Origin of the sequence: Duncaniella muris (assembly GCF_003024805.1) — a bacterium.
GTDB lineage: Bacteria > Bacteroidota > Bacteroidia > Bacteroidales > Muribaculaceae > Duncaniella > Duncaniella muris.
This window is the reverse complement of record NZ_PUEC01000012.1, coordinates 46,107-68,009: the sequence shown is the minus strand read 5'-3', so window position 1 is coordinate 68,009 and position 21,903 is coordinate 46,107. Positions and strand designations below refer to the sequence as shown.

Annotated in this window: 16 protein-coding genes and 2 tRNA genes; 6 read left to right on the top strand and 12 right to left on the bottom strand. The window is 54.7% G+C overall.

The window, feature by feature from the left end:
• Window positions 1-24 precede the first annotated feature (24 nt).
• A complete protein-coding gene (locus tag C5O23_RS06515; protein WP_133166518.1) occupies window positions 25-1,365 on the top strand; it encodes a hypothetical protein in 1,341 nt (446 codons plus the stop codon).
• A 7-nt stretch (window positions 1,366-1,372) separates the two neighbouring features.
• Window positions 1,373-2,293 (top strand): tRNA (adenosine(37)-N6)-dimethylallyltransferase MiaA, encoded by a 921-nt coding sequence (gene miaA, locus C5O23_RS06510; RefSeq protein ID WP_107032144.1) that lies wholly within the window; start codon window positions 1,373-1,375, stop codon window positions 2,291-2,293.
• A gap of 161 nt (window positions 2,294-2,454) precedes the next feature.
• Here miaA and C5O23_RS06505 read toward each other — a convergent pair whose 3' ends face one another.
• The 6 genes from C5O23_RS06505 to C5O23_RS06480 form a co-directional block, all read right to left on the bottom strand.
• The gene (locus C5O23_RS06505) at window positions 2,455-3,462 is read right to left on the bottom strand and encodes a YeiH family protein (protein WP_107032143.1); all 1,008 of its coding nucleotides are present in this window, start codon (window positions 3,460-3,462) and stop codon (window positions 2,455-2,457) included.
• 304 nt (window positions 3,463-3,766) lie between these two features.
• The gene (gene fmt, locus C5O23_RS06500; protein ID WP_107032142.1) at window positions 3,767-4,735 is read right to left on the bottom strand and encodes a methionyl-tRNA formyltransferase; all 969 of its coding nucleotides are present in this window, start codon (window positions 4,733-4,735) and stop codon (window positions 3,767-3,769) included.
• A gap of 62 nt (window positions 4,736-4,797) precedes the next feature.
• Window positions 4,798-8,130: a type IX secretion system sortase PorU gene (porU, locus tag C5O23_RS06495; RefSeq protein ID WP_107032141.1), complete on the bottom strand. Its 3,333-nt coding sequence runs from the start codon at window positions 8,128-8,130 to the stop codon at window positions 4,798-4,800.
• Window positions 8,114-9,475 carry a TrpB-like pyridoxal phosphate-dependent enzyme gene (locus C5O23_RS06490; protein ID WP_107032140.1) on the bottom strand — a complete coding sequence of 454 codons (1,362 nt, stop codon included), beginning with the start codon at window positions 9,473-9,475 and terminating at the stop codon, window positions 8,114-8,116. Before C5O23_RS06490 ends, porU begins: the two co-directional genes overlap by 17 nt.
• A gap of 149 nt (window positions 9,476-9,624) precedes the next feature.
• Window positions 9,625-9,708: transfer RNA gene (locus C5O23_RS06485), tRNA-Leu, on the bottom strand.
• Between the two features lie 142 nt (window positions 9,709-9,850).
• Window positions 9,851-9,922 (bottom strand) — tRNA-Arg (locus tag C5O23_RS06480).
• 156 nt (window positions 9,923-10,078) lie between these two features.
• On the opposite strand from C5O23_RS06480, the gene ung reads away from it, so the two are divergent.
• The 4 genes from ung (at window position 10,079) to C5O23_RS06460 (ending at window position 13,409) form a co-directional block, all read left to right on the top strand.
• Window positions 10,079-10,750, top strand: coding sequence for a uracil-DNA glycosylase (ung, locus tag C5O23_RS06475; protein WP_107032139.1), 672 nt, complete (start codon window positions 10,079-10,081; stop codon window positions 10,748-10,750).
• Between the two features lie 44 nt (window positions 10,751-10,794).
• Entirely contained in the window at window positions 10,795-11,193 is a 399-nt protein-coding gene (locus C5O23_RS06470; RefSeq protein ID WP_107032138.1) for a C-GCAxxG-C-C family protein, read from the top strand.
• Complete coding sequence (locus C5O23_RS06465) at window positions 11,183-12,454, top strand: type IX secretion system plug protein (protein WP_161553565.1); 1,272 nt, start codon at window positions 11,183-11,185, stop codon at window positions 12,452-12,454. Before C5O23_RS06470 ends, C5O23_RS06465 begins: the two co-directional genes overlap by 11 nt.
• Before the next feature lie 367 nt (window positions 12,455-12,821).
• Window positions 12,822-13,409: a DUF3109 family protein gene (locus tag C5O23_RS06460; protein ID WP_107032170.1), complete on the top strand. Its 588-nt coding sequence runs from the start codon at window positions 12,822-12,824 to the stop codon at window positions 13,407-13,409.
• 159 nt (window positions 13,410-13,568) lie between these two features.
• On the opposite strand, the gene gdhA is transcribed toward C5O23_RS06460, so the two are convergent.
• The 6 genes from gdhA to C5O23_RS06430 form a co-directional block, all read right to left on the bottom strand.
• Window positions 13,569-14,906 (bottom strand): NADP-specific glutamate dehydrogenase, encoded by a 1,338-nt coding sequence (gene gdhA / locus C5O23_RS06455; protein WP_107032136.1) that lies wholly within the window; start codon window positions 14,904-14,906, stop codon window positions 13,569-13,571.
• Window positions 14,907-15,337: 431 nt separating this feature from the next.
• Window positions 15,338-15,508, bottom strand: coding sequence for a DUF362 domain-containing protein (locus tag C5O23_RS06450; RefSeq protein ID WP_107032135.1), 171 nt, complete (start codon window positions 15,506-15,508; stop codon window positions 15,338-15,340).
• Between the two features lie 302 nt (window positions 15,509-15,810).
• Complete coding sequence (locus C5O23_RS06445) at window positions 15,811-17,313, bottom strand: MFS transporter (RefSeq protein ID WP_107032134.1); 1,503 nt, start codon at window positions 17,311-17,313, stop codon at window positions 15,811-15,813.
• Between the two features lie 3 nt (window positions 17,314-17,316).
• Window positions 17,317-18,732 (bottom strand): glucuronate isomerase, encoded by a 1,416-nt coding sequence (gene uxaC, locus C5O23_RS06440; protein ID WP_107032133.1) that lies wholly within the window; start codon window positions 18,730-18,732, stop codon window positions 17,317-17,319.
• 50 nt (window positions 18,733-18,782) lie between these two features.
• Window positions 18,783-20,294 carry a UxaA family hydrolase gene (locus C5O23_RS06435; protein ID WP_107032132.1) on the bottom strand — a complete coding sequence of 504 codons (1,512 nt, stop codon included), beginning with the start codon at window positions 20,292-20,294 and terminating at the stop codon, window positions 18,783-18,785.
• A gap of 18 nt (window positions 20,295-20,312) precedes the next feature.
• Entirely contained in the window at window positions 20,313-21,803 is a 1,491-nt protein-coding gene (locus C5O23_RS06430) for a tagaturonate reductase (protein WP_107032131.1), read from the bottom strand.
• Window positions 21,804-21,903: the final 100 nt, after the last annotated feature.

The window sequence follows — 21,903 nt, the reverse complement described above, 5'->3', positions numbered from 1 at the left end:
CTAATAAATTATTGTTTTAATAAAATGTCAGAACAGCGAATAAGTAATGAAAGCGCGATATTCTCCCTGTGGCTCAACTGGGCTGTGGCGGTAGGTACGCTTGCAATACCTGAATTTGTGGGTTTGTTTATCCCTAAGATCTGGTTGCCTATGGTTACCTTAGGCCTTATGTTGCTTTTGATTATCTATCGTTACAGTGGCATGAGGTACGAAGCAATGTCATGCAATCTGATCCAGTCGATCTGCCTGAAGACTCTTGGCTACTCTGTGGTCATCATGCTGATTATCGCCGTAGCCTATGTCAGAGGTTTTGTGTCGATTTTCTACTCGGATGATGTGATCAATCTCCACATACCTTATCTGACTATACTGATACTTGGTCCGGTGGCATCTGTCCTGTGTGGAATAGCTATTCTGAAGGGCGACACAGCTGAAGTGTGCCGCATGTGCATCATACGCCACGGCAATGCATCCGAGCGTGGTTTCCTTGGACAGATCTTCCGTCAGGAAAGCCAGTTTCAGGTGCGTCTGCTGCTGATCCTTTCAGTTGCGGTCTCGGTGCTGTCATGGAGCTACTATTCACTGTTCTACGTCAATGTCAACATCAACGGCACAGATGCATTTATCTACAACTGGGTGCCTGTGATTTTCTATTCGCTCTCAATTGTTTATCTCGGACTGCGCTATTTCTCCCTCTGGGGCTATTACTACAACCATCTGGAGATGAATCCGCGCGGCAGCGAACCGGGCTCGACCGTGCGCTACATAATATTGACCGGCGACAATGTCTTTCTGACCCGCAGTGACGGATACTATGATGTACCTGACAACAACCGCTTCGATACTCCGGCGGTGCTGAGACTTCCGTATGCTAAGGAAATAAGCAGAGAGAGGGCCAAAGAGGTGTTCGGCGATATAAGCAACATCAGCGAGGACAACTACTCAATGCGCTTCATGTACAAGAGCACTGATGTTTCAGGCCTTAACAATATCTATCATTTCATCTGCTGTCTTGAAAACCGTGAAGTGATCTCCTCATCACGTTACGAAGGCAAATGGTATTCACTCTCGCAGCTTCAGCGCCTGCTCTACAACCGAGATCTCACGCCGATGCTCGCCACTGAGATCCATCGTCTCTACACTATCACTATGGCTTGGAAGACCTATGACAGCGATGGCCGCCGTCTCTACAAGATAAAGAACTATCGTCCGAACTTCCGTTTGAACGGAATCTGTGACTGGGACGTGGATTTCAACAATTCACGCTGGCTTGAAGTGGCAAGGCTCAATGAAGACAAGCCCTTCTACCGCTTCCGCAAACTCTTCCAGCGCAGACAGAACACATCGGAGGGTTATAAAGCCTGAGTCCGTGATGGAAGCGTACAAGCCACTGATTGTGATCACAGGACCGACGGCATCGGGCAAGACCCGGCGGGCCGTTGAGCTGGCCCGCGAGATCGATGCCGAGATCATCAGTGCCGATTCGCGTCAGATCTACCGTGGAATGGACCTCGGTACCGGAAAGGATCTTGAGGAATACGGTGAAGTGCCGGTGCATCTTATAGACATCTGTCCGGCTGGCTACAAGTATAATCTTTTTGAGTTTCTGCGAGATTTCGCAGCAGCGAGGGCAGACATAGAAAGTCGCGGAAAGCGGACCATTCTCTGCGGAGGCACCGGGCTTTATGTGGAAAGTGTGCTGAAAGGACTTCAGTTGCCTGAAGTGCCGGAGAATCCGCAACTGCGTCGGAGCCTTGTAGGCAAGTCGCTTGAAGAGCTGACAGTAATGCTGTCGGCTATGAAAGATCTCCACAATGTGACAGATGTCGATACGGTGAAACGTGCCATCCGAGCCATCGAGATCCAGACCTATTATCATGAGCACCCTGAGGCGGCTGTGAAAGCTGTGCCGAACCCTATGACCGATGCGGTGGTTATAGGAGTGGAAATTGATCGCGAGTCGCGCCGACGGCGCATCACGGAGCGTCTTCAGTCGCGTCTTGAAGCCGGAATGATCGAAGAGGTCAGACGGCTGCTCGACAGCGGCATAGCTCCTGACGATCTGATTTACTACGGTCTGGAATACAAATTCCTTACTCTGCATCTGACCGGACAGATGAGCCGCGAGGAGATGGTCAGCGGCCTTGAGATTGCCATCCATCAGTTTGCCAAGCGGCAGATGACATGGTTCCGCGGCATGGAGAGAAGAGGGTTCCCTATCAACTGGCTCCCCTATGACCTGCCGTCGGAGAAGTTCAATGCAAAGGCTCTGGAGCTTATCGGAATGGGATGAGGCTTAGGCGCAACAGTAATCTATAAGAGATATAGCAAAACTGCCTCCCGCAGCGGCATGAAAGCCGGCGGGAGGCAGTTTTGCTATATGGTGATCAGATGAAATATGTCGGCACGTCCACTGGGCAGGCGACGTTTGCTCTGATGCCCCATTATACTTTGTTAGAGCCAGAGCGGAGCCAGATGTTTAGCAAGGATATATCCGCCGCCTATGAGCCAGAGATCAAGGCAGAAGGCAAGAATGAAGGGCTTTGCTCCGGCTTTCTTGAATTTGTCGATGCTGGTCTCGGCTCCGAGTGCGGCCATTGCCATTGTCAGCAGGAAGGTGTCAAAGTAGTTGATGGCATCAACGAATGCTGCAGGCAGAAGATCGAAAGAGTTGAAGCCGATGACAGCGAGGAAGCCTACTGCAAACCAGGGAATGTTGACCTTGCCTTTTTCAGCCGATGTGTTTTCGGCTGAGTTGCGGCGGGCAACCCAGAAACCGAGTATGAGCAGGACGGGAACCAGCAGCATCACGCGGATCATCTTTACGATGATGGCTACGTTTGAGATCTCGGTGCCCATTGCGTTGCCGGCACCTACGGCGTGGGCCACTTCATGGAGTGTGGCGCCTGAGTAGATGCCCATTTCCTGTGGCGAGAGATCGAGCCAGCCTGAACGGTAGGCTATCGGGTAGAAGAACATCGAGATAGTGCCGAAGATAACCACTGTGGCTACGGCAACAGCTGTCTTGTAGGGCTGAGTGCGGATTGTGGATTCGGCTCCAAGCACAGCTGCCGCACCGCAGATGCCGCTACCGACAGAGGTGAGCAGTGCGGTGTCGCGGTCCATCTTGAGCAGACGGCCGATCCAGATGCCGCCGAGAATGGTGGTGGCAACAATGATGGCGTCGATGACAATGCCTGAAACGCCAACGTTGACCACATCCTGGAAGGTCAGGCGAAATCCATAGAGGATGATACCGAGACGCAGTATTTTTTTTGAGCAGAACTGGATGCCGGGCACCCATGTATCAGGGAGGTTGTTGCGCAGGGAGTTGGCGTAGAGCATGCCGAGAATGATGCCGATGATCATCGGGCTGAACGAAATTTCTTTGAGCAGCCTGGCTTCACCGATGTAGAATGACGCACAGGCGAACAGAGCTATCAGCAGTATGCCGTGAAGCATGCTGATGCGGTTTTCAGTTAATTTTGGCATTTAAATAGAACTCTTTAGAATTGGACTTTAAATTGATGCAAAGTAGTACCTCTGTTGGAATTGATGAGTACGGGTGCCATCGAGGCATCTCGTTGGGGAAAGTGTGTGTATGATCTATAGTTTTGTTGTTTTTGTAAGGCAGCCTTTTGTGTTGTGTTTGTTTCTTTCGGGCGCAAAATTACAAAAAAACTGTGACAAAGTGCCACAGTTTTTTTCGTGATTATGGAATTTTTGCATAGATTATACCAACGAAAGGATTCTCGGACTGACTGGCTCAGCGGAAGCACGGGGCCGAAAGGCGTGAGCCTCGCAGGAAGTCGGCCACCGGCATGCGGCGTTTTCCCGGAGCCTGCAGGCTGAGGATCTCAAGTGCTTTTCCGTCGCCTGTGCCTACGGAGAGTGTGGTGCCTGAAATCAGTATCTGGCCGGGCCGGAGAGCTTGATCAGTTGTATCCGTTACCTTGGTCTCAAAAATTTTTACGGCTCCGAGCTCGGTTTCTCCGTCATAGAGGGTGCTCCAGGCGGCAGGGTAGGGTGACAGACCTCTCACGAGGTTGTGGATTGTCACGGCTGTGGCACCCCAGTCTATACGGCAGGTTTCTTTGAAGATCTTAGGCGCAGGGGTTGGTTCGGTGCCTCCGGTCAGCCGGTCCTGGGGAATGGGGCTGAGTGTGCCGGCAATTATATCGTCGATGGTCTTGATGGTGAGGTCGGCGCCGAGCATCATGAGTTTGTCATGTACGTGGCCTACATTGTCTGTTGGCAGGATCTCGATGCGTTCCTGGGCAATGATGTCGCCGGTGTCGATTTCGTGTTTGAGGAAGAAGGTTGTGACTCCGGTCTCGGTGTCGCCGTTGATCACCGCCCAGTTGATGGGTGCGGCTCCGCGGTAGCGGGGCAGGAGGGAGGCGTGGAGATTGAAGGTGCCGAGGCGCGGCATGGTCCAGACTACTTCAGGAAGCATGCGGAAGGCTATGACAATGAACAGGTCGGCTTCAAGCGAGCGAAGTTCTTCTATGAATTCAGGATCTTTAAGTCTGACGGGCTGCATCAGATGCAGGCCTTGGGCAAGGGCGAATTCCTTGACCGGCGACTGGTAGAGTTTGTGACCGCGTCCGGCCGGCTTGTCAGGCATGGTGACCACGCCTACCACGTTGTAGCCGCCGTCTACTATTCTCCGCAGGCTTTCAACTGCAAAATCAGGGGTTCCGAGGAAGACTATTCTGAGATCATTTTTTGTCATGGAGTAAGGGGCTCTTTATAAAGATTGGATGTATGTGGAAATTTCTGAGAGGGGGCAGAGGCTCAGTAGTGCGGGCGTATGAGTGTGAATCCCGCCTCGTTGCTTGATCCGAAGCGCAGTCCGTCGGTGATGAGGACCGATGCTCTGTATGTGCCGTCAGGGAGGGCTGCTCCGGAGGAGTCACGGAAGTCCCATGCGAATGGGAAGGAGGCGTTGTCGAGAGTGAACACAGTGGCTCCCTCCATATTGCGGATGATGAGCCTTGAGGTCAGTCCGGAGGTAGGGTGACCGGCAAGATCAAGTTCGACACTCTTGCGGCAGATGGTGCTGTCGGTGCTGAGTATGGCTGAGAACATGGTGTCAACCACAGTGAATGTCAGAGTCTCGCGTGAAGTGTTTCCGGCAACGTCACGCGCGCTCAGGGTAAGCGTGTGGCGTCCTGCCGGGAGATTGCGCAGGGTGTAGGCCACCTCGGCGCTGCCATCGGTGCCGAAGCGCATTGCCGGTCCTATGTCGGCCAGGCGTGTCGAGGAGTCGAGCACGGCGGTAGGCAAGTCACCGATGTTGGCAGATCCGGTGGCTATACCGCTTTCATCGTCGCGGATTGAGACATAGAGCACAGGCGAAGGCCCGGTCTCGCTGCCGTTGATGAAGTCAGGCGAGTCGAGATAGAGGTTGATCTGCGGGCCTGTGGTGTCGGTCGGAATTGGTGTGAGCGGCTGTCTGACAGTCAGGGTGCTGTCTATTCCGCAGGCTATATGGCCGTCATCGGAGTAGGCGAGCATAGTGAGGCGGTTTCTTCCTTCGCGTGAGCTCAGAGGAGGAGTGATCGTAGCAGACCATAGGCCGTTTTTTACTTCTGCGGAGGTTTCATACAGCAGTTTCTCGTCGAGTGTCATCGGCTTGATGGAGTCTCCGGAGGCATGGGCGTAGCGCATGGTGGTGAGTGGAGCGTCGTAGAGCGAGAGGGTGATGTTGCCGTCAAATGCGGTGTCGGTCGAACCGTCGGCCAGAGTGATGCGTCCGTTGAGCATGAGAGGGCTGAGAGAGGGTGCGTCAAGGGTAGACTCTGCGTCACCGGTTTCAGAACTGAAGCTGACGGCGGCTCTGCGGTCAGGGCGGCGCACCGGCAGTGCGGGGTCGCCAAGAAAATTGTAGCAGAAATTGTTTGTGCGCTGCACACTGCTGTTTTTTCCTGAGAGGTTGATGGTGGTGCGCCAGACATCGCCGAGACGCTCCGGTCCGTCGGGGAGGGAGATTTGCCGGGCGAATTCTTCGTTGAGAGTCTGGTTGTTGTTGAGATATACATCGCGCCCGGTTCCCACAAGCGCTATGGGACCGGAGGGGTGCAGGAACAGTTTGGTGCCTATTCCGCGGAAAGGTGCGTCTACGGGGGTTGTCTCGCAGCTTGCAAAGAAAGTCACCGGCATGGAGGTGAATGTCAGGCGGTCGATGTGCGAGATGCTCATTACAGATCCGATTTCATATGCCCCGGAGTGGCCTGTGTAGTTAAGCAGGAAGGGTCCGCGGGCCACCTGAGAGGCCATCGGTGCGAAAGTGGGCTTGCGCTCGATCTTTTTGTCGAATGGATAAAGCGCGTTGTAGATGCGCGGACAAGTGACCGAGGGGATGTTGCGCATGAGTATGGCGCGCAGTTTTTCCGACCCTTTCAGATGGGCATCTTTGTCACCTTCGCAGGCTACAAGGACGGCAAGGTCCGGGCGTCCGGCAAGGCGGGGCTCCTGCAGGTAGGCTATGCACTTGTCTACGAAGATTCGGGCTTCAGCCGCAGTCAGCACGGGGGCGCGTCCGATCGAGACAGAGGTTTCGATGAATGTCGAGCTAAGGTTTTCGGCAATGCGGTCGGTCATGAAGCCGAAGTAGAGGTCTGTGGCATGGTCCGTGGCCATCGAGACGGCGTGGTCAGGCCGTTCTACCTCGTAGCCTGTCAGATAGTCTATGCCGTCGTCAGAGACGTTGTGGCGCGGATCGTATGTGGCGGCTCCCATCAGCAGCAGGTAGCGCAGCGGTTTGGCGGGTCGTTCACGGAGCATTCTGACGAACTTGCGCACCGCGTTGGGGTGGGGCGATCCGGATGAAAATTCATCAAAGATATCATTCTGTGTCACTACCGTGACATCGAGTCCCTGCATCAGGCGGTGGGCTTCCGCGAGCCTCTCGGCTTCCGGCTGAAAGGCCGTGGTGGTTACTATCAGATAGTCTGTGGCTGGCATGGCGTGGAGGTTCCGGGCAGATACGCTTCCGGCAAATGCAGGTTTGGGGATGTCACTGCCCGGAGTGAAGAGACACAGTTTCTTTTCGGTGGTGGATCGGGCGGGGAGTGTGACTAATGTGCGGCCGTCGGAGAGCGGATCGTGGCCCAGGCGCTTGATGGCGCGCGGATCGCTGACGTCCCAGATCTCCACATCATCGCTGAGCCCGCTGAGGTTGATTCCGAGCGGGGTTGTGGAGGGGAGGAAGTTCATGAACATGGCCGGCCCGCGGAAGTTGTTTTTCCGCTGATACATCCAGTAGACTTCCGCGAGAGCGAGACGGTCGAACTGTTTGCCTGCCGGAATCGAGAAGTTTACGCTGAACGGCAACTCTGAGGCCGCGGTCACGGGGATTTTCTTAAGAGTGGAGAGTGAGTAGAGGCGGTTGTCTATGGTATTGTTCTTGTGGGTGGCAGGGGTGAATGCCGAATGGGTGACCGGCCCGGAAAATGTGACGGCTATGTTCTGGGCTGTGTTTTCGCTGTGGAGATAGGCATAGCGGTAGGCCAGATTGGCGTATCCGGCGAAATCAGGTGCCGAGAATGTAAAGGTGTAGCCATTGCGCAGGGTGGTGAGGTCCTGAGAAAAGAAAAAGACTCCGGCAGAGTGGAAATTCACCTCTTCAGGGTGGCGCAGATCAATTGACAGGTGGGTTTCTACGGGAGTGGTCTGCGCTGTGCACAGGGTGTCGCCGATTGTGATGCCGGGCAGTGAGGCTGTCAGGAAGTAATTTGAGCCGCGCGAGTAGTGGTTGCGATAGTTTATGATTGACGATGATGTGGAGGGGACGGTGCGCTCGTCGCCTTCGCCATAGAAATACATCGCATCGGCGGTGTGCCATACGGTAACCGGAGGCAGGTCGTCAGGGGCGGTGTCGAGCGGATGTGCCTGCTCGACACTGCCGTAGCCGAACACGCGGACTTTTTCCGGCTCGTCGAATCCCCAGCTGCGGAGCGTAGGGTAGTCGATGCGGTAGACTGAGGTTGAATCGACATGTACCTTCACCCACTGGCCGGAAGCCAGGACGGATGAAGGTGCATAGTCGGCGGCATGGCTTGCTTGCGCGCTGAGCGCCAGCAGGGATGCGGTTATGAGTGACAGGGGCTTACTGTTGCTTGGCAAGGTTGGCTTCGATTTCTTCGTCAGTTACAGTGTAGTTGATCAGGTCACCGGAGAGATATTTGTCATATGAGGCCATGTCGACAAGGCCGTGGCCTGAAAGGTTGAAGAGAATCACTTTTTCTTCACCCTCTTTCAGTTTTCTGACTTCGCGGATGGTCGCGGCGATGGCATGGCACGATTCAGGAGCAGGGATGATGCCTTCGGCGCGGGCAAAGAGGCAGCCGGCTTCGAATGACTCGATCTGGTCGATGTCAACGGCTTCCATCAGTCCGTCCTTGAGCAACTGGCTGACTATCACACCTGCTCCGTGGTAGCGCAGGCCTCCGGCATGGATGTTGGCGGGCTGGAATTTGTGGCCGAGTGAGAACATGGGCAGCAGCGGTGTGTAGCCGGCCTCGTCGCCGAAGTCGTAGCAGAACTTGCCTTTGGTGAGCTTGGGGCATGAGGCGGGTTCTGCTGCCACGAAGCGTGTGTGTGATTTTCCGTTCTCGGCTGCTATCTTGTGGCGCATGAAGGGGAAGGAGATTCCGCCGAAGTTTGAGCCGCCGCCGAAGCAGGCTATCACTATGTCGGGATACTCTCCGGCCATTTCCATCTGCTTCTCGGCTTCGAGTCCGATTACGGTCTGGTGGAGTGTGACATGGCTGAGCACTGATCCGAGGGCATACTTGCAGTCAGGAGTGGTGCGGGCGAGTTCCACGGCTTCGGAGATGGCGGTGCCGAGCGAGCCCTGTGAGTTGGGGTTGGCGGTCAGAATGTTTTTGCCGGCGCGGGTCGACATGGAAGGCGACGGAGTTACCTGAGCTCCGAATGTCTGCATGATGCTGCGGCGGTAGGGCTTCTGTTCGTAGGAGATTTTTACCTGATAGACAGCGGCTTCAAGTCCGAAGAGCGATGCGGCATATGAAAGCGACGCGCCCCACTGGCCTGCGCCGGTCTCGGTGGTGACGTTTTTCACGCCCTCTTTCTTGCAGTAGTAGGCCTGTGGGATGGCGGAGTTGAGTTTGTGTGATCCCATCGGCGAGACGCTCTCGTTTTTGAAATATATGTGGGCTGATGTGCCGAGCGCTTTTTCAAGGCCATAGGCGCGCACCAGAGGAGTGGAGCGGTAGTATTTGTACATCTCGCGGACCTCATCGGGGATCGGAATCCAGCGGTCGGTCATGTTCAGCTCCTGGTCGCAGCATTCGCGGGCGAAGATCGGATAGAGATCTTCGGCTTTCATCGGCTCGCGGGTCTGGGGATTGAGCGGCGGCATCGGTTTCACCGGCATGTCGGCCTGGATATTATACCAGTTGCGGGGTATCTCGTCCTCTTCGAGGAAGTATCTTTTTTTCTGTGACATTTGATTGGTTTTGTAGATGGATTGAGAGATTGGTAAGGGTGTGTCTGATTTTGACAATGTAAAAGTAGTCAATCTTCGCCAAACTGCCAACACCGGCATAAAAAAAGATCAGCCAGTTAGCGCGGAGCTAAGTGGCTGATTTCTTCCGGTGCTCGAAGCGGGACTTGAACCCGCACGGTCGCAATGACCAAAGGATTTTAAGTCCTTCGTGTCTACCATTCCACCATTCGAGCTGACCTTTAATGGTGCGAAAATGGCTTTCGCGCTGCAAAGTTATGTCTTTTTTTTGTTAAATGCAAAAAGGAGCGGGCAAAATAAAAAATCAGCCGGCTGCATCACTGGGTTTTGCTCGCGGCTGATTTTTGTGTCTACTTGTATTCCCGTAGGGAGTCGAACCCTAATCGTCGGAACCGGAATCCGATATTCTATCCATTGAACTACGGGAACATGGCGTTTACGAGGTGCAAAATTAGTGAAATTTTCGTATTTTTGCAAAGTTATATGACCGGATATGAATTATTCTTCATATAAAAATGTTAAACAAGATCGTTTCAGGGGCCTCTGCCGGCTGCCGGCGATGCTTTAAATGAAAAAAACTTCAAGATGGACGTAAAGATAGAACCTTCCTGGAAAGAGGCGCTTGCCGATGAATGGGACAAGGATTATTTCGAAACACTGACCCGCTTTGTGCGCGGGCGTTATGCCGAACGGATTGTCTATCCGCCTGCCGGACGCATTTTCGCCGCTTTTGATGCCTGTCCGTTTGATGATGTCAAGGTGGTGATTCTCGGTCAGGACCCTTATCCGGGTGCCGGGCAGGCCAACGGACTCAGTTTTTCGGTCAATCCGGAGGTGGATCTGCCGCGCTCGCTGCGCAACATCTACACGGAGCTGTCAGCTGACCTCGGATGTCAGCCTCCTTCGTCGGGCGACCTCAGTTTCTGGGCCCGTCAGGGTGTTTTGCTGCTCAACTCCACCCTCACGGTCGATGCCGGAGCTCCGGCCTCGCACCAGAACCACGGATGGGAGACATTCACCGATGCGGCTATCCGCCGTCTTGCCGAAAGGCGCGAACATCTGGTGTTTATCCTTTGGGGGGCCTATGCACAGCGCAAGGGGGAGTTCATTGACCGTTCGCGCCACTGCGTGATCTCCTCGCCACATCCGTCGCCTCTGAGTGCCTCGCGCGGATTTTTCGGGAGCCGCCCGTTTTCAAGAGCCAATGCCTATCTTGCAGAGCATGGCATAGAGCCGGTCAGATGGTCGGACCGCTGAACGATAAGTGAAAGCAACAGCAATAGACAGAATACAAAAGAATTATGAAATACAGCATTGAGCAACGTAAAGAACTGGCTCGCCGGCTTCGCGCCGAAGGGCGTAACTGCTGCCAGTCGGTGGCTATGGCCTTTGATGATGTCACAGGTCTTGACGGCGAGACCGTTGGCCGTCTCGCCGAGGGTTTCGGGAGTGGTTTCGGAGGCCGTCAGGAGGTGTGTGGTGCCGTTTCAGGGACCACTATGATCTGCGGCGTGGCTTATGCCGGCATGGACCGCAAGGATATCTACGGCAAGGTGAAGGCTGCGATGGGCGCTTTCGAGCAACTTGAGGGGTCCTGCTCCTGCCGCGATCTGAAAGGTCCGGGCCGCAAGCCTTGCCTTGAACTGATAACCGATGCCGTGGAGATTCTCCACAGACAGCTTGAGGCCGATGGCAGGTAGACTGTCGGTTTTCCTGCTGCTGCTCGCTGCCGCTCTTGCGTCGGCCGGGCAGGATCTGTCTGCCGATACGTCGCAGGGCATTTTCCACCCGGCTTTCAGGTCGCTCAGAGTGACGCTTGCCGGAGATGAGTTCGCTCCGCCGGTGGTGGCGCTCCGCGACGGCGACAGCCGCATCGAGATCTCGTTTGACGAAATTTCAGACGAGCGGCGTTTCATGCGCTATGAGCTGGTCCACTGCGATGCCCGCTGGCGTCCTGAAGGGTTGGTGGCGTCGGAGTTTCTCGACGGATTCAACGAGGGCATTGTGGAGGACTACGATTTCTCGCGCGCCACGCTGGTGCATTATGTCCACTATACAATAACGGTGCCGAACGGAGATGTACGCATCACTCAGCCGGGCAACTATCTGCTGAGGGTCTATGATGAGTCTGATCCCGACGAGACTTTGCTCCAGGCGCGTTTTGGTGTGGCTGACTTCTCAGCCGGTGTGGTTGCTACTGTAAGTTCGAAGACCGACATTGACACCAACCGTTCGCATCAGCAGCTTGAGATAGCCCTTGACCTTAGCCGCACGGGCGGAGTGGCCGATCCTTACAATGATCTGACCGTGGTCATCAGCCAGAACGGACGCACTGACAATGAAGTGGTGCTGACCACACCCCAGCGGGTGGTGGGCAGCAGGGTGTTCTATTCCCATATGCGGCCGCTGATATTTCCTGCCGGCAACGAGTATCGCCGTTTCGAGACCGTCTCCACTACCTATCCCGGCATGGGTGTGGCCGAAGTCCGCTATGACGCTCCGGTCTACAATATGCAGCTCTACACCGACGAGCCGCGTGCCAACGGCAAATATCTTTATGACAGCACCCAGCATGGGCGTTTCTTCATCAGGGAATGGTCGTCAGACAATTCCGACACGGAGGCCGACTATGTGATGACCCACTTCTCGCTTGCCATGCCTGAGATGACCGGAGGCGATGTTTTTATTGACGGAGATCTGACCCAGCGCCGTTTCGACACCTCTTCGCACATGGTCTACAATCAAGCCACCGGAGCCTACGAGCAGTCGATGCTTCTCAAGCAGGGAGCCTACAACTATCAGTATCTCTATCTGCCCTTTGGAGCTACGAGAGGCGAGAACAGCATAGAGGGCAATTATTACGAGACTGTAAACGAATATACCGTCAGGGTCTATCACCGTCCGCGCGGTTCGCGCTTCGACCGGCTGATAGGAGTGGCGCTTGTAAAATCCGGAGTCTAAGAGGTTGTTTAAAAACAAGAGTTAAAATCTGAGTGGTGTATCTTTTAGATAAATTGTTGCAAATGAGGAAGGAGCATAGCGAGCTATGTGACTGACGAATTTCAACAATTTAGCAAAAGAGACACCAAGGCTCAGGTAACTTAAAAAATACTCAAACATGAAATTATTGAAAGGAAAAAAGACAATACCCTCGCCTGCGAAAGTTTTGGGCGCCTATGGCTCTTCATCTCAGTCACATAGCTCGCTATGCTCCTTCGATTCAGAGCCATATCCACCTCAAAACTTTCGCTCAGATTTTAACTATTGTTTTTAAACAACCTCTGAGTGCCGGAATTATATGATTATGGAAGAAACAACTGAAGAAATTATGCTACAGATACAGGATACATTAGTGTCGCTTGACCTTGCGGAGGTCTTTTTCTGCTGCGACATCGAGAAATGCAAGGGCGAATGCTGCATCGAGGGCGATGCCGGCGCGCCGCTTACCGAGGAGGAACGCGATGAGATAGACTGTCTGCTGCCGCGTTTCGAAGACAAGCTGCTCCCTTCGGCCAAGGAGCGCATAGCCGAGGAGGGCACGAGCTATCTCGACCCCGACGGTGACCTGGTCACTCAGATTGTGGATGGCCGCAACTGCATCTACACCTGCTATGCTCCTGGCGGAGTGTGTCAGTGTGCCATCGAGTGCGCCTTCAACGAGGGGAAGACCGGTGGATTCCGCAAGCCGTCATCATGTGCGCTCTATCCGGTGCGTCTGACCAAGTATCCGACTTTCACCGCCGTGAACTATCACCGCTGGAAGATCTGCCGTTCGGCCGAACAGCTTGGACGCAAACTGGGTGTAAGGCTCTATCAGTTCCTCGAAGGTCCTCTGACGGCCCATTTCGGCCGCGAGTGGTACGATGAACTGAAAATGGCCTGCGAAGCCTACCTCGAAGAGTATGGCGACAAGTAGCGGGCCTTTCTGAGGTGAGGTTTGTATGAAATATGTAGTTGCCTGTCAGAGTCTTGGGTAAAGGGAGGCGTTCAATAGCCCGTAAAAACGCCGGAGGCCGTTTCCTTGCGAAACAGCCTCCGGTTATCTATCTGGTTATGAGTAGTGTCAGCGGGGAGATCAGATGATGCCCTGGCCCATCATGGCGTTGGCAACCTTCATGAAGCCAGCGATGTTGGCGCCCTTCATGTAGTTGATATATCCGTCAGCCTCGGTGCCGTGTTTCACACACTGGGTGTGGATGTTCTTCATGATCTCATGGAGACGGCGGTCTACTTCTTCGGCGCTCCACTGGAGGTGTTCGGCGTTCTGGCTCATTTCGAGACCTGAAGTGGCCACACCGCCTGCGTTGACAGCCTTGCCGGGGGCATAGGTTACCTTGGCGGCGAGGAAGGTGTCAATGGCTTCGGGTGTGCAGCCCATGTTGGAGACTTCGGCTACGAGTTCAACGCCGTTGGCCACGAGCTTCTTGGCGTCTTCGCCGTCGACTTCGTTCTGAGTTGCGCAGGGGAGGGCGATGTCTACCTTCTGTTCCCAGGGCTTGCGGCCGGGATAGAATGTGGCGTTGGGATATTTTTCGGCATAAGGTGCCACGATGTCTTCGCCGGTGGCGCGGAGATAGAGCATGTAGTCGATCTTCTCGCCTGAGATGCCGTCAGGATCGTAGATGTAGCCGTCAGGACCGGAGATGGTGACTACTTTGCCGCCGAGCTCGGTGGCCTTGAGGGCTGCGCCCCATGCCACATTGCCGAAGCCTGAGATGGCGATAGTCTTGCCGGTGATGTTGTCTTTCTTTTCGTCGAGCATGCTCTGAACGAAGTAGAGAGCGCCGAAACCTGTTGCTTCCGGGCGGATGAGTGAACCGCCGAAGTCGAGGCCCTTGCCGGTGAAAGTGCCGGTGCATTCGTTGACGAGCTTCTTGTACATGCCGTACATGTAGCCTACTTCGCGGCCGCCTACGCCGATATCGCCTGCGGGCACGTCGCGGTCAGGACCGAGGTTCTTCCAGAGGCCGAGGATGAAGGCCTGGCAGAAGCGCATGATTTCAGCGTCGCTCTTGCCGCGGGGCGAGAAGTCGCTGCCGCCTTTGGCGCCGCCCATCGGAAGGGTGGTCAGAGCGTTTTTGAAAGTCTGCTCGAAACCGAGGAATTTGAGGATGGAGAGGTTGACGGATGCGTGGAAGCGGATGCCGCCTTTATACGGGCCGATGGCGTTGTTGAACTGAACGCGGTAGCCGATGTTGTTCTGGACTTCGCCTTTGTCGTCGACCCAGGTCACGCGGAAAGTGACGATGCGGTCGGGCTCGACCATGCGCTCAATGATTTTTGCTTTTTCGAATTCAGGATGCTGATTGTAGACGTCCTCAACACAGATAAGGACTTCCTTCACTGCCTGAAGGTATTCCTTTTCGCCGGGATGCTTGGCTTCCAGGCTGTTCAGAATATTGTTAATATCCATGATAAAAAGAAATTGATGGATTTAAAGGGTATTGGTGATTTGGTTAACGCTGCAAATGTAACACTAAATTCAATATGGTGGATCAAAAAAGCGAGATTTTTTTGATGTTATAAAGCATAAGAATTGAACATAAAAATGGCTTCTCAGCTATTTCAGTGGCATCTTTGGCTTGACTATTTGTCAGTCTTGGCCTAGTTTTGAGATGAAAGTGTCAGTCTAAGGCGGCAAAAGGGTGGATTATGCCGGATATTCCTGAAAAATGAATCAGATTGCTATGTGGCATTCCGGAATACAGATGGATCTGTGAGATATGCCTGACTCAGTGAGGGCCGCCATGCTTCACTGCTTCAGCTTGGGATAAAAAGAAGCTGCCGCCGAACAGAGGAATTCTGTTCAGCGGCAGTAAAATCTTGAGACTTCTCGCTGGCGGATTATTCGCCGGGGATGATAGCTTCGCTGGGGCAAACTTCAGCGCAAGAGCCACATTCGATGCAAGTATCGGGGTCGATGTGGTAGATGTCGCCTTCAGAAATTGCGTCAACGGGGCAAACGGGCTGGCAAGTGCCACAAGCCACGCAAGAGTCAGTGATTACGTAAGCCATGATCTGATAAATTTGAGTTGTTAGATAATTTGATACGAAAATTTTTGGACACGGCGCAACCCGAAGGCCCACCGGATAGATGATGCAAAAGTAACTCTTTTCGCTGAATTATCATCTAAAAAACTCAGAAAAAATCGGCCCCGGTGAAATTATTTTGTTTCAGACGGACATCAGTCTGTGCTTTCGGGTGTGCGGCCTGCAGCTTCCGGCAACCGGAACTGACAAAAAGCAGACTGCCTGAAAGCGCGTTTCAAGCAGTCTGTCGGTAATTGTGAGTTATGTCTGATGGAAACCCTTAAGGATCAGGCTTCGATCTTCTTGTAGCGGGGTACGAGGAGCTTCATGATGCACCAGCCTACGAGGTAGGCGACGCCGCAGATGCAGAACACGATGAAGTAGCCTGCGGGCTTGCCTTCATAGCTCATGAACGACATGTTGGTCTGGGCTGCATAGTCGAAGAGCACACCTGAGCAGAGGTTGATCAGGAATGATCCGATGCCGCCGGCCATGCCGCCGATACCGATGATGGTGGCGATGGTCGATTTGGGGAACATGTCACCTACCACTGAGTAGATGTTGGCGCTCCATGACTGGTGGGCGGCTCCGGCTATACCGATGATGATGATCGGGAGCCAGGGCGACACTGAGCTCATGGGCTGGGCCAGAAGGGCAAGCAGGGGGAACACGGCGAAGATAAGCATGGCTTTCATGCGGGCCGAGTAGGGGTCTACGGTGATGCCTTTGCTTGCGGCGCGGTCAATGAAGATGGTCGGGAGCTTGCCGCCGTAGATCGAGAGCATGGTGATCAGGTAGAGCACGAAGATCATCATCATGCCTTCGCCCGATGAAGTCGACAGTTTGAAGACATCGGTGATGTAGGCGGGTGTCCAGAAGAGGAAGAACCACCACACACCGTCAGTCAGGAATTTGCCGAAGAATACGGCCCATGTCTGCGGATATTTGAAGCATTTCAGGAAGGGGATGGTAGCGGTCTTGCTGTCTTCGGTCTCAGCTTTCTCTCTGGCTGTTTCGTCAGCAGCGTCATCGTCCTGCTCGATATAGGCGAGCTCGGCGGCGTTGACACGCGGGTTTTCAGCGGGTTTCTTATAGAGGAAAATCCAGAAGCCCATCCAGACGAAGCCGAGGGCACCGATGATGATGAAGGCCATTTCCCAGCCGTTGCCCCAGCCGATGCTCTGGAAGTATTTGGCGAGCGGGCCGATGGAGAAGGGTGCGATAAGAGCGCCTACGGCCGAGCCTGCGTTGAAGATCGAGGTGGCATATGCGCGGTCGCGTTTCGGGAAGTATTCGGCTGTCACCTTGATCGCTGCCGGGAAGTTGCCGGCCTCGCCGAGGGCGAGTATGGTGCGGGCTGCGAGGAAGAAGTAGACCGATACGGTGGCGATTGTGATGGCAAGGTCGCCGGTGGCCTTTACAAGGCCGGTGGCGTCATGAAGACCGAGTGTGGCTTCGGTGGCGATGCCGCAGGCTGCGTGGAGGCAGGCGCCGGCTGACCATACGCCGATTGCCCAGAGGTAGCCTTTCTTGGTGCCCATCCAGTCGATGAAGCGGCCTGCCAGGAGGTTGGCCACGGCATAGACGATGGAGAAGACTGCGGTGATCAGACCGTAGTTGGCGTCGGTCCAGTGGAATTCAGGGGAGATGAACTCTTTCCAGGTGAGCGAAAGCACCTGGCGGTCCATGTAGTTGACAGTCGTTGCGAGGAAAAGCAGTGCACAGATGGTCCAGCGGAAGTTTGTCATCTTCTGGTTTGCTGCTGCGAGGGGTGAGGTTGCTGCTGCCATAGATTAGAACTTGAAGTAGTTTTTGGCGTTGTTGTAGCAGATATCCTCGATCATCTGGTTGACCCGGTTTTCTTCATAGCCGGTGTAGGGGATGAGACCGTTTTCCACATCATTGCCCACGAGGTTGCACAGTGTTCGGCGGAAGTATTCGTGGCGTGGATATGAAAGGAATGAGCGTGAGTCGGTGAGCATGCCGACGAAACGGCTGAGCAGGCCCAGAAGCGAGAGGGCGTTCATCTGCTTCTCCATGCCGTCTTTCTGGTCAAGGAACCACCAGCCTGAGCCGAACTGGATCTTGCCGGGGATGGTGCCGTCCTGGAAGTTGCCGAGCATTGTGGCGAGCACTTCGTTGGCGCAGGGGTTGAGGTTATAGAGGATGGTCTTGGTCAGTTTGCCGCGTGAGTTGAGGGTGTCAAGGAATTTGGCGCAGGCTTTGGCAGTGGTGAATTCGCCGATTGAGTCAAAGCCGGTGTCGGGGCCGAGGAGCTTGAACATCTTGGAGTTGTTGTTGCGGATGGCTCCGTAGTGGAACTGCTGGGTCCAGCCTGAGGCATAGTCCATCTCGCCGAACACCAGGAGCATGGCGCTCTTGAATTTATTGATTTCTTCGGCTGTGAGCTGCTTGCCTCCGTAGACTTTGTCGAAGATGGCTTCGATTTCGCCGTCGGTGAAGTCTTCGGCGTAGAATTCCTCGATGCCGTGGTCAGACAGGCGGCAGCCCATTTCCTCGAAGAAGTCGTGGCGCTTCTGGAGGGCATCGATCATGTCCTGGAACTTGTTGATCTCAACGCCTGAAACTTCGGCGAGTTTTTCAACATATGCGCGGAATTCGGCGGGGTTTTCAACGGCCATTGCTTTGTCGGGACGCCAGGTGGGGAGCATCTTGATCTCGAAGCCGCTGTCGCGTACCTGCTTGTGGTATTCGAGTGTGTCGACGGGATCGTCGGTGGTGCAGACGGCTTCCACGTTGTAGCGGCGCATGAGTCCGCGGGCGGTCATGTTGGGGTCGTTGAGGAGCTTGTCGTTACATTCATCGAAGATCTCGCGGGCGGTTTCGGGGTTGAGCAGCTTGTCAATGCCGAAAGCGGTCTTAAGTTCGAGGTGTGTCCAGTGGTAGAGGGGGTTGCGGAAGGTGTAGGGAACTGTTTCGGCCCATTTTTCAAATTTTTCCCAGTCTGAAGTGTCGGTGCCGGTGCAGAAACGTTCGTCAACACCGTTGGAGCGCATTGCGCGCCATTTGTAGTGGTCGCCGCCAAGCCAGATTTCAGTGATTGACTTGAAGCGGTGGTCATCGGCTACCATCTTGGGTATGAGGTGGCAGTGATAGTCGATGATGGGCATCTTAGCCGCGTGTTCGTGATATAGCTTCTGTGCGGTTTCGGTCTGCAGCAGGAAGTTTTCGTCCATGAAAGGTTTCATGCAGAAATGGATTTTTAATGGTTATTGTTTTTGGTGATAAGGAGAGGTGATCAGAGCGTCACGCCGTTTTTGAAGATGGCTATTTCGTGGATGCCGCTCTTTTCAGAGTTGACTTCTTCGCCTGAGGCTACTTTGAGCACGTAGTCAATGAAGTCGGCGAGTACGTCGGCCATCGAGCTGTCTTCCACAAGGCGTCCGGCGTTGAAGTCGATCCAGGTGGGCTTGCGCTTTGCGAGTCCGGAGTTGGTTGAGATCTTCATGGTGGGGACAAAGGTGCCGAACGGTGTGCCGCGGCCTGTGGTGAAGAGCACCATCTGGCAGCCTGCGGCGGCGAGAGCTGTGGAGGCCACGAGGTCGTTGCCGGGAGCCGACAGGAGGTTGAGGCCGTGGTTGCTGATGCGTTCGCCGTATTCCATCACTCCGAATACGGGGCTCTTGCCGGACTTCTGGGTGCAACCGAGGGCTTTTTCCTCAAGGGTGGAGATGCCGCCGGCCTTGTTGCCCGGAGAGGGGTTTTCGCCTACGGGTTCGCCGTGGCTGAGGAAGTATTCCTTGAAGTTGTTGATGAGTGACACGGTCTGGCCGAGCAGGCTGTTGTCGGCGCAGCGGCGCATGAGGATTGTCTCGGCTCCGAACATTTCGGGGACTTCGGTGAGCACTGTTGTGCCGCCTTCCTGGTCGCAGAGCCAGTCTGAGAATTCTCCGAGCAGCGGATTGGCTGTGATGCCTGAGAATCCGTCTGATCCGCCGCACTTGAGGCCGATGCGGAGTTTGGAGGCCGGTACGGTGGTGCGCTTGAAGTTGCGGGCCTGATCGTAGAGGTCACGGAGAATTCTTACTCCGGTTTCCACTTCGTCGCCTTCCACTTCCTGGCATACCATGAATTTCACGCGGGAGCGGTCATAGTCGCCGCAGAATTCCTCGAAAACCTTGGGTTGGTTGTTTTCGCATCCGAGTCCTACCACGAGGATGCCGCCGGCGTTGGGGTGGTGCACCATGTCGCGCAGGATCTTTTTGGTGTTTTCGTGGTCATCGCCGAGCTGCGAGCAGCCGTAGTTGTGGGGGAATCCGAAGATACCGTCCACTCCCTCGGCCTTGGTTTCGGCGTTGAGGCGGTCTACAATCTGCTTCACGATGCCGTTGACGCAGCCCACGGTGGGGATGACCCAGAGTTCGTTGCGGATGCCTACCTGGCCGTCGGCGCGCTCATAGCCCATGAAGGTGGCTTCGGCGCCTTTGCGGGCCGATCCGGGGGCGGGAGCCGAGGGGTTGTCGATGGCTATGTCGGAGTAGTCGAGCTGGCCTTCGAGGTTGGTCTTGATGTCGTTGTGGTCGAGGAATGCACCGCGGCTCACGGCGTGGCGTGCGTGACCGATCGGGAAACCGTATTTGATCACGTTCTCGCTCTCGGCTATGTCGCGGAGAGCGAACTTGTGGCCGGCGGGGATGTCGGCCACAAGTGTGATCTCTTCGCCGTCTACGTTGAGGGCTGTTCCGGCGCTGAGCGCGTTGATGGCCACTGCTACGTTGTCGGCGGGATTGATCTTGAGAAAGTCTTTCATCTGTCAGTCGGGGGGATGTTATGCTTCAACAACTTCCTTGACTGTTTCGAGCATGCCCTTCGATGCGATCGAGTCGAGATACTCGGTGACGAGGTCGGTGAGACCGGGGATCTGGTTGAGATCGCCGTGTTCTTCGCCCCAGATGAGATCTTTGGCTGCGAGGACTCCTTCGGCAACCTTGCGGGTGTCGCCGCTTGACCAGAGTCGGGTGAGGAGATCCATGATTTTCTGATCGTCGTTGGGCACGATTTCTGTGCCGTCCTCACGCTTGCCGCCCTTGTAGTAGGTTATGAGGGCTGCGAGACCGAGCACGAGGCCTTTGGGGAGTTCGCCCTTGCGTTCGAGATAGGTCTTGAGGCCAGGAAGGTCGCGGGTCTGGAATTTTGGGAAAGAGTTGAGCATGATTGATGTCACCTGGTGGTCAACATAGGGGTTGTTGAAGCGTTCGAGGACATCTGCACCGAACTTCTGGAGCTCTTCCATCGGGAGGTTGAGGGTCTGCATGAGTTCGTCGAACTGTACTTTGTGGATGTACTTGCCGATGACGGGGTGGTTGCAGGCGTCGCGGACAATGTTGACTCCGCTGAGGAAGGCTACGGGCGAGAGCACGGTGTGCGGGCCGTTGAGCAGGGTCACCTTGCGTTCGTGGTAGGGTGCCTCAGAGTCGGTGATGAGTACCTGGAGACCGGCTTTTTCAGCGGGGAATTCGGCGCGGAGCTGTTCGAGGCTCATGTTTGAGGCGCGTTCGATCACCCAGAGGTGGAAGGCTTCGCCCTGGACCACGATGTTGTCCTTGTAGCCGAGTTTTTCCTGGATCTGGTTGATTTCCTTGCGGGGGAAGCCGGGGACGATGCGGTCAACGAGTGTGGCGCATACGTAGCAGTGGTTTTCGAACCATGCGCGGAATGCCTCGTAGTCAGAGCCGAGATCTTCTTTCCAGAGGTCGATGTATTTGAAGATTATTTCTTTCAGATGGTGGCCGTTTTCGAAGATAAGCTCGCAGGGCATGATGATGAAGCCTTTGTCAGCTGCTCCGTTGAAAGTTTTGAATCGGCGGTAGAGGAGCTGGGTGAGCTTGCCGGGATAAGATGCGGCGGGGCGGTCGTTGAGCTTGCATTCGGGATCGAAGGCGATGCCGGCTTCGGTGGTGTTGGAGATGACGAAGCGCATTTCGGGCTGGTCGGCCAGCGCGAGGAAGGCGTCGAACTGGGTGAAGGGGCTGAGACCGCGGCTGATCACGTCGACACGGGTGAAGGAGTTGATCACTTCGCCGTCGAGACGGCCCTGGAGGTTTACATGGTAGAGGCAGTCCTGACCCTGGAGAAGCTGCATCACGAATGCGTCGGGGGTACCCTGTACGACTACAACCGATGAGTTGAAATCGGTCTTGTCGTTCATATTCTTGATGATCCAGTCAACGAAGGCGCGGAGGAAGTTGCCTTCGCCGAATTGGATGATTCTTTCGGGTGCAACCGCTTTGGGTGCGGTGAGTTTGTTTAAAGCTTTCATGATTTTAGTGATATTGTTGATTGTTTTTTAATTTCTGCTATTGTCAGAGGTATAAAGCGGAGAGGTGTCGCGGGTTTGGAGGTTGTTTAAAAGCAATGGT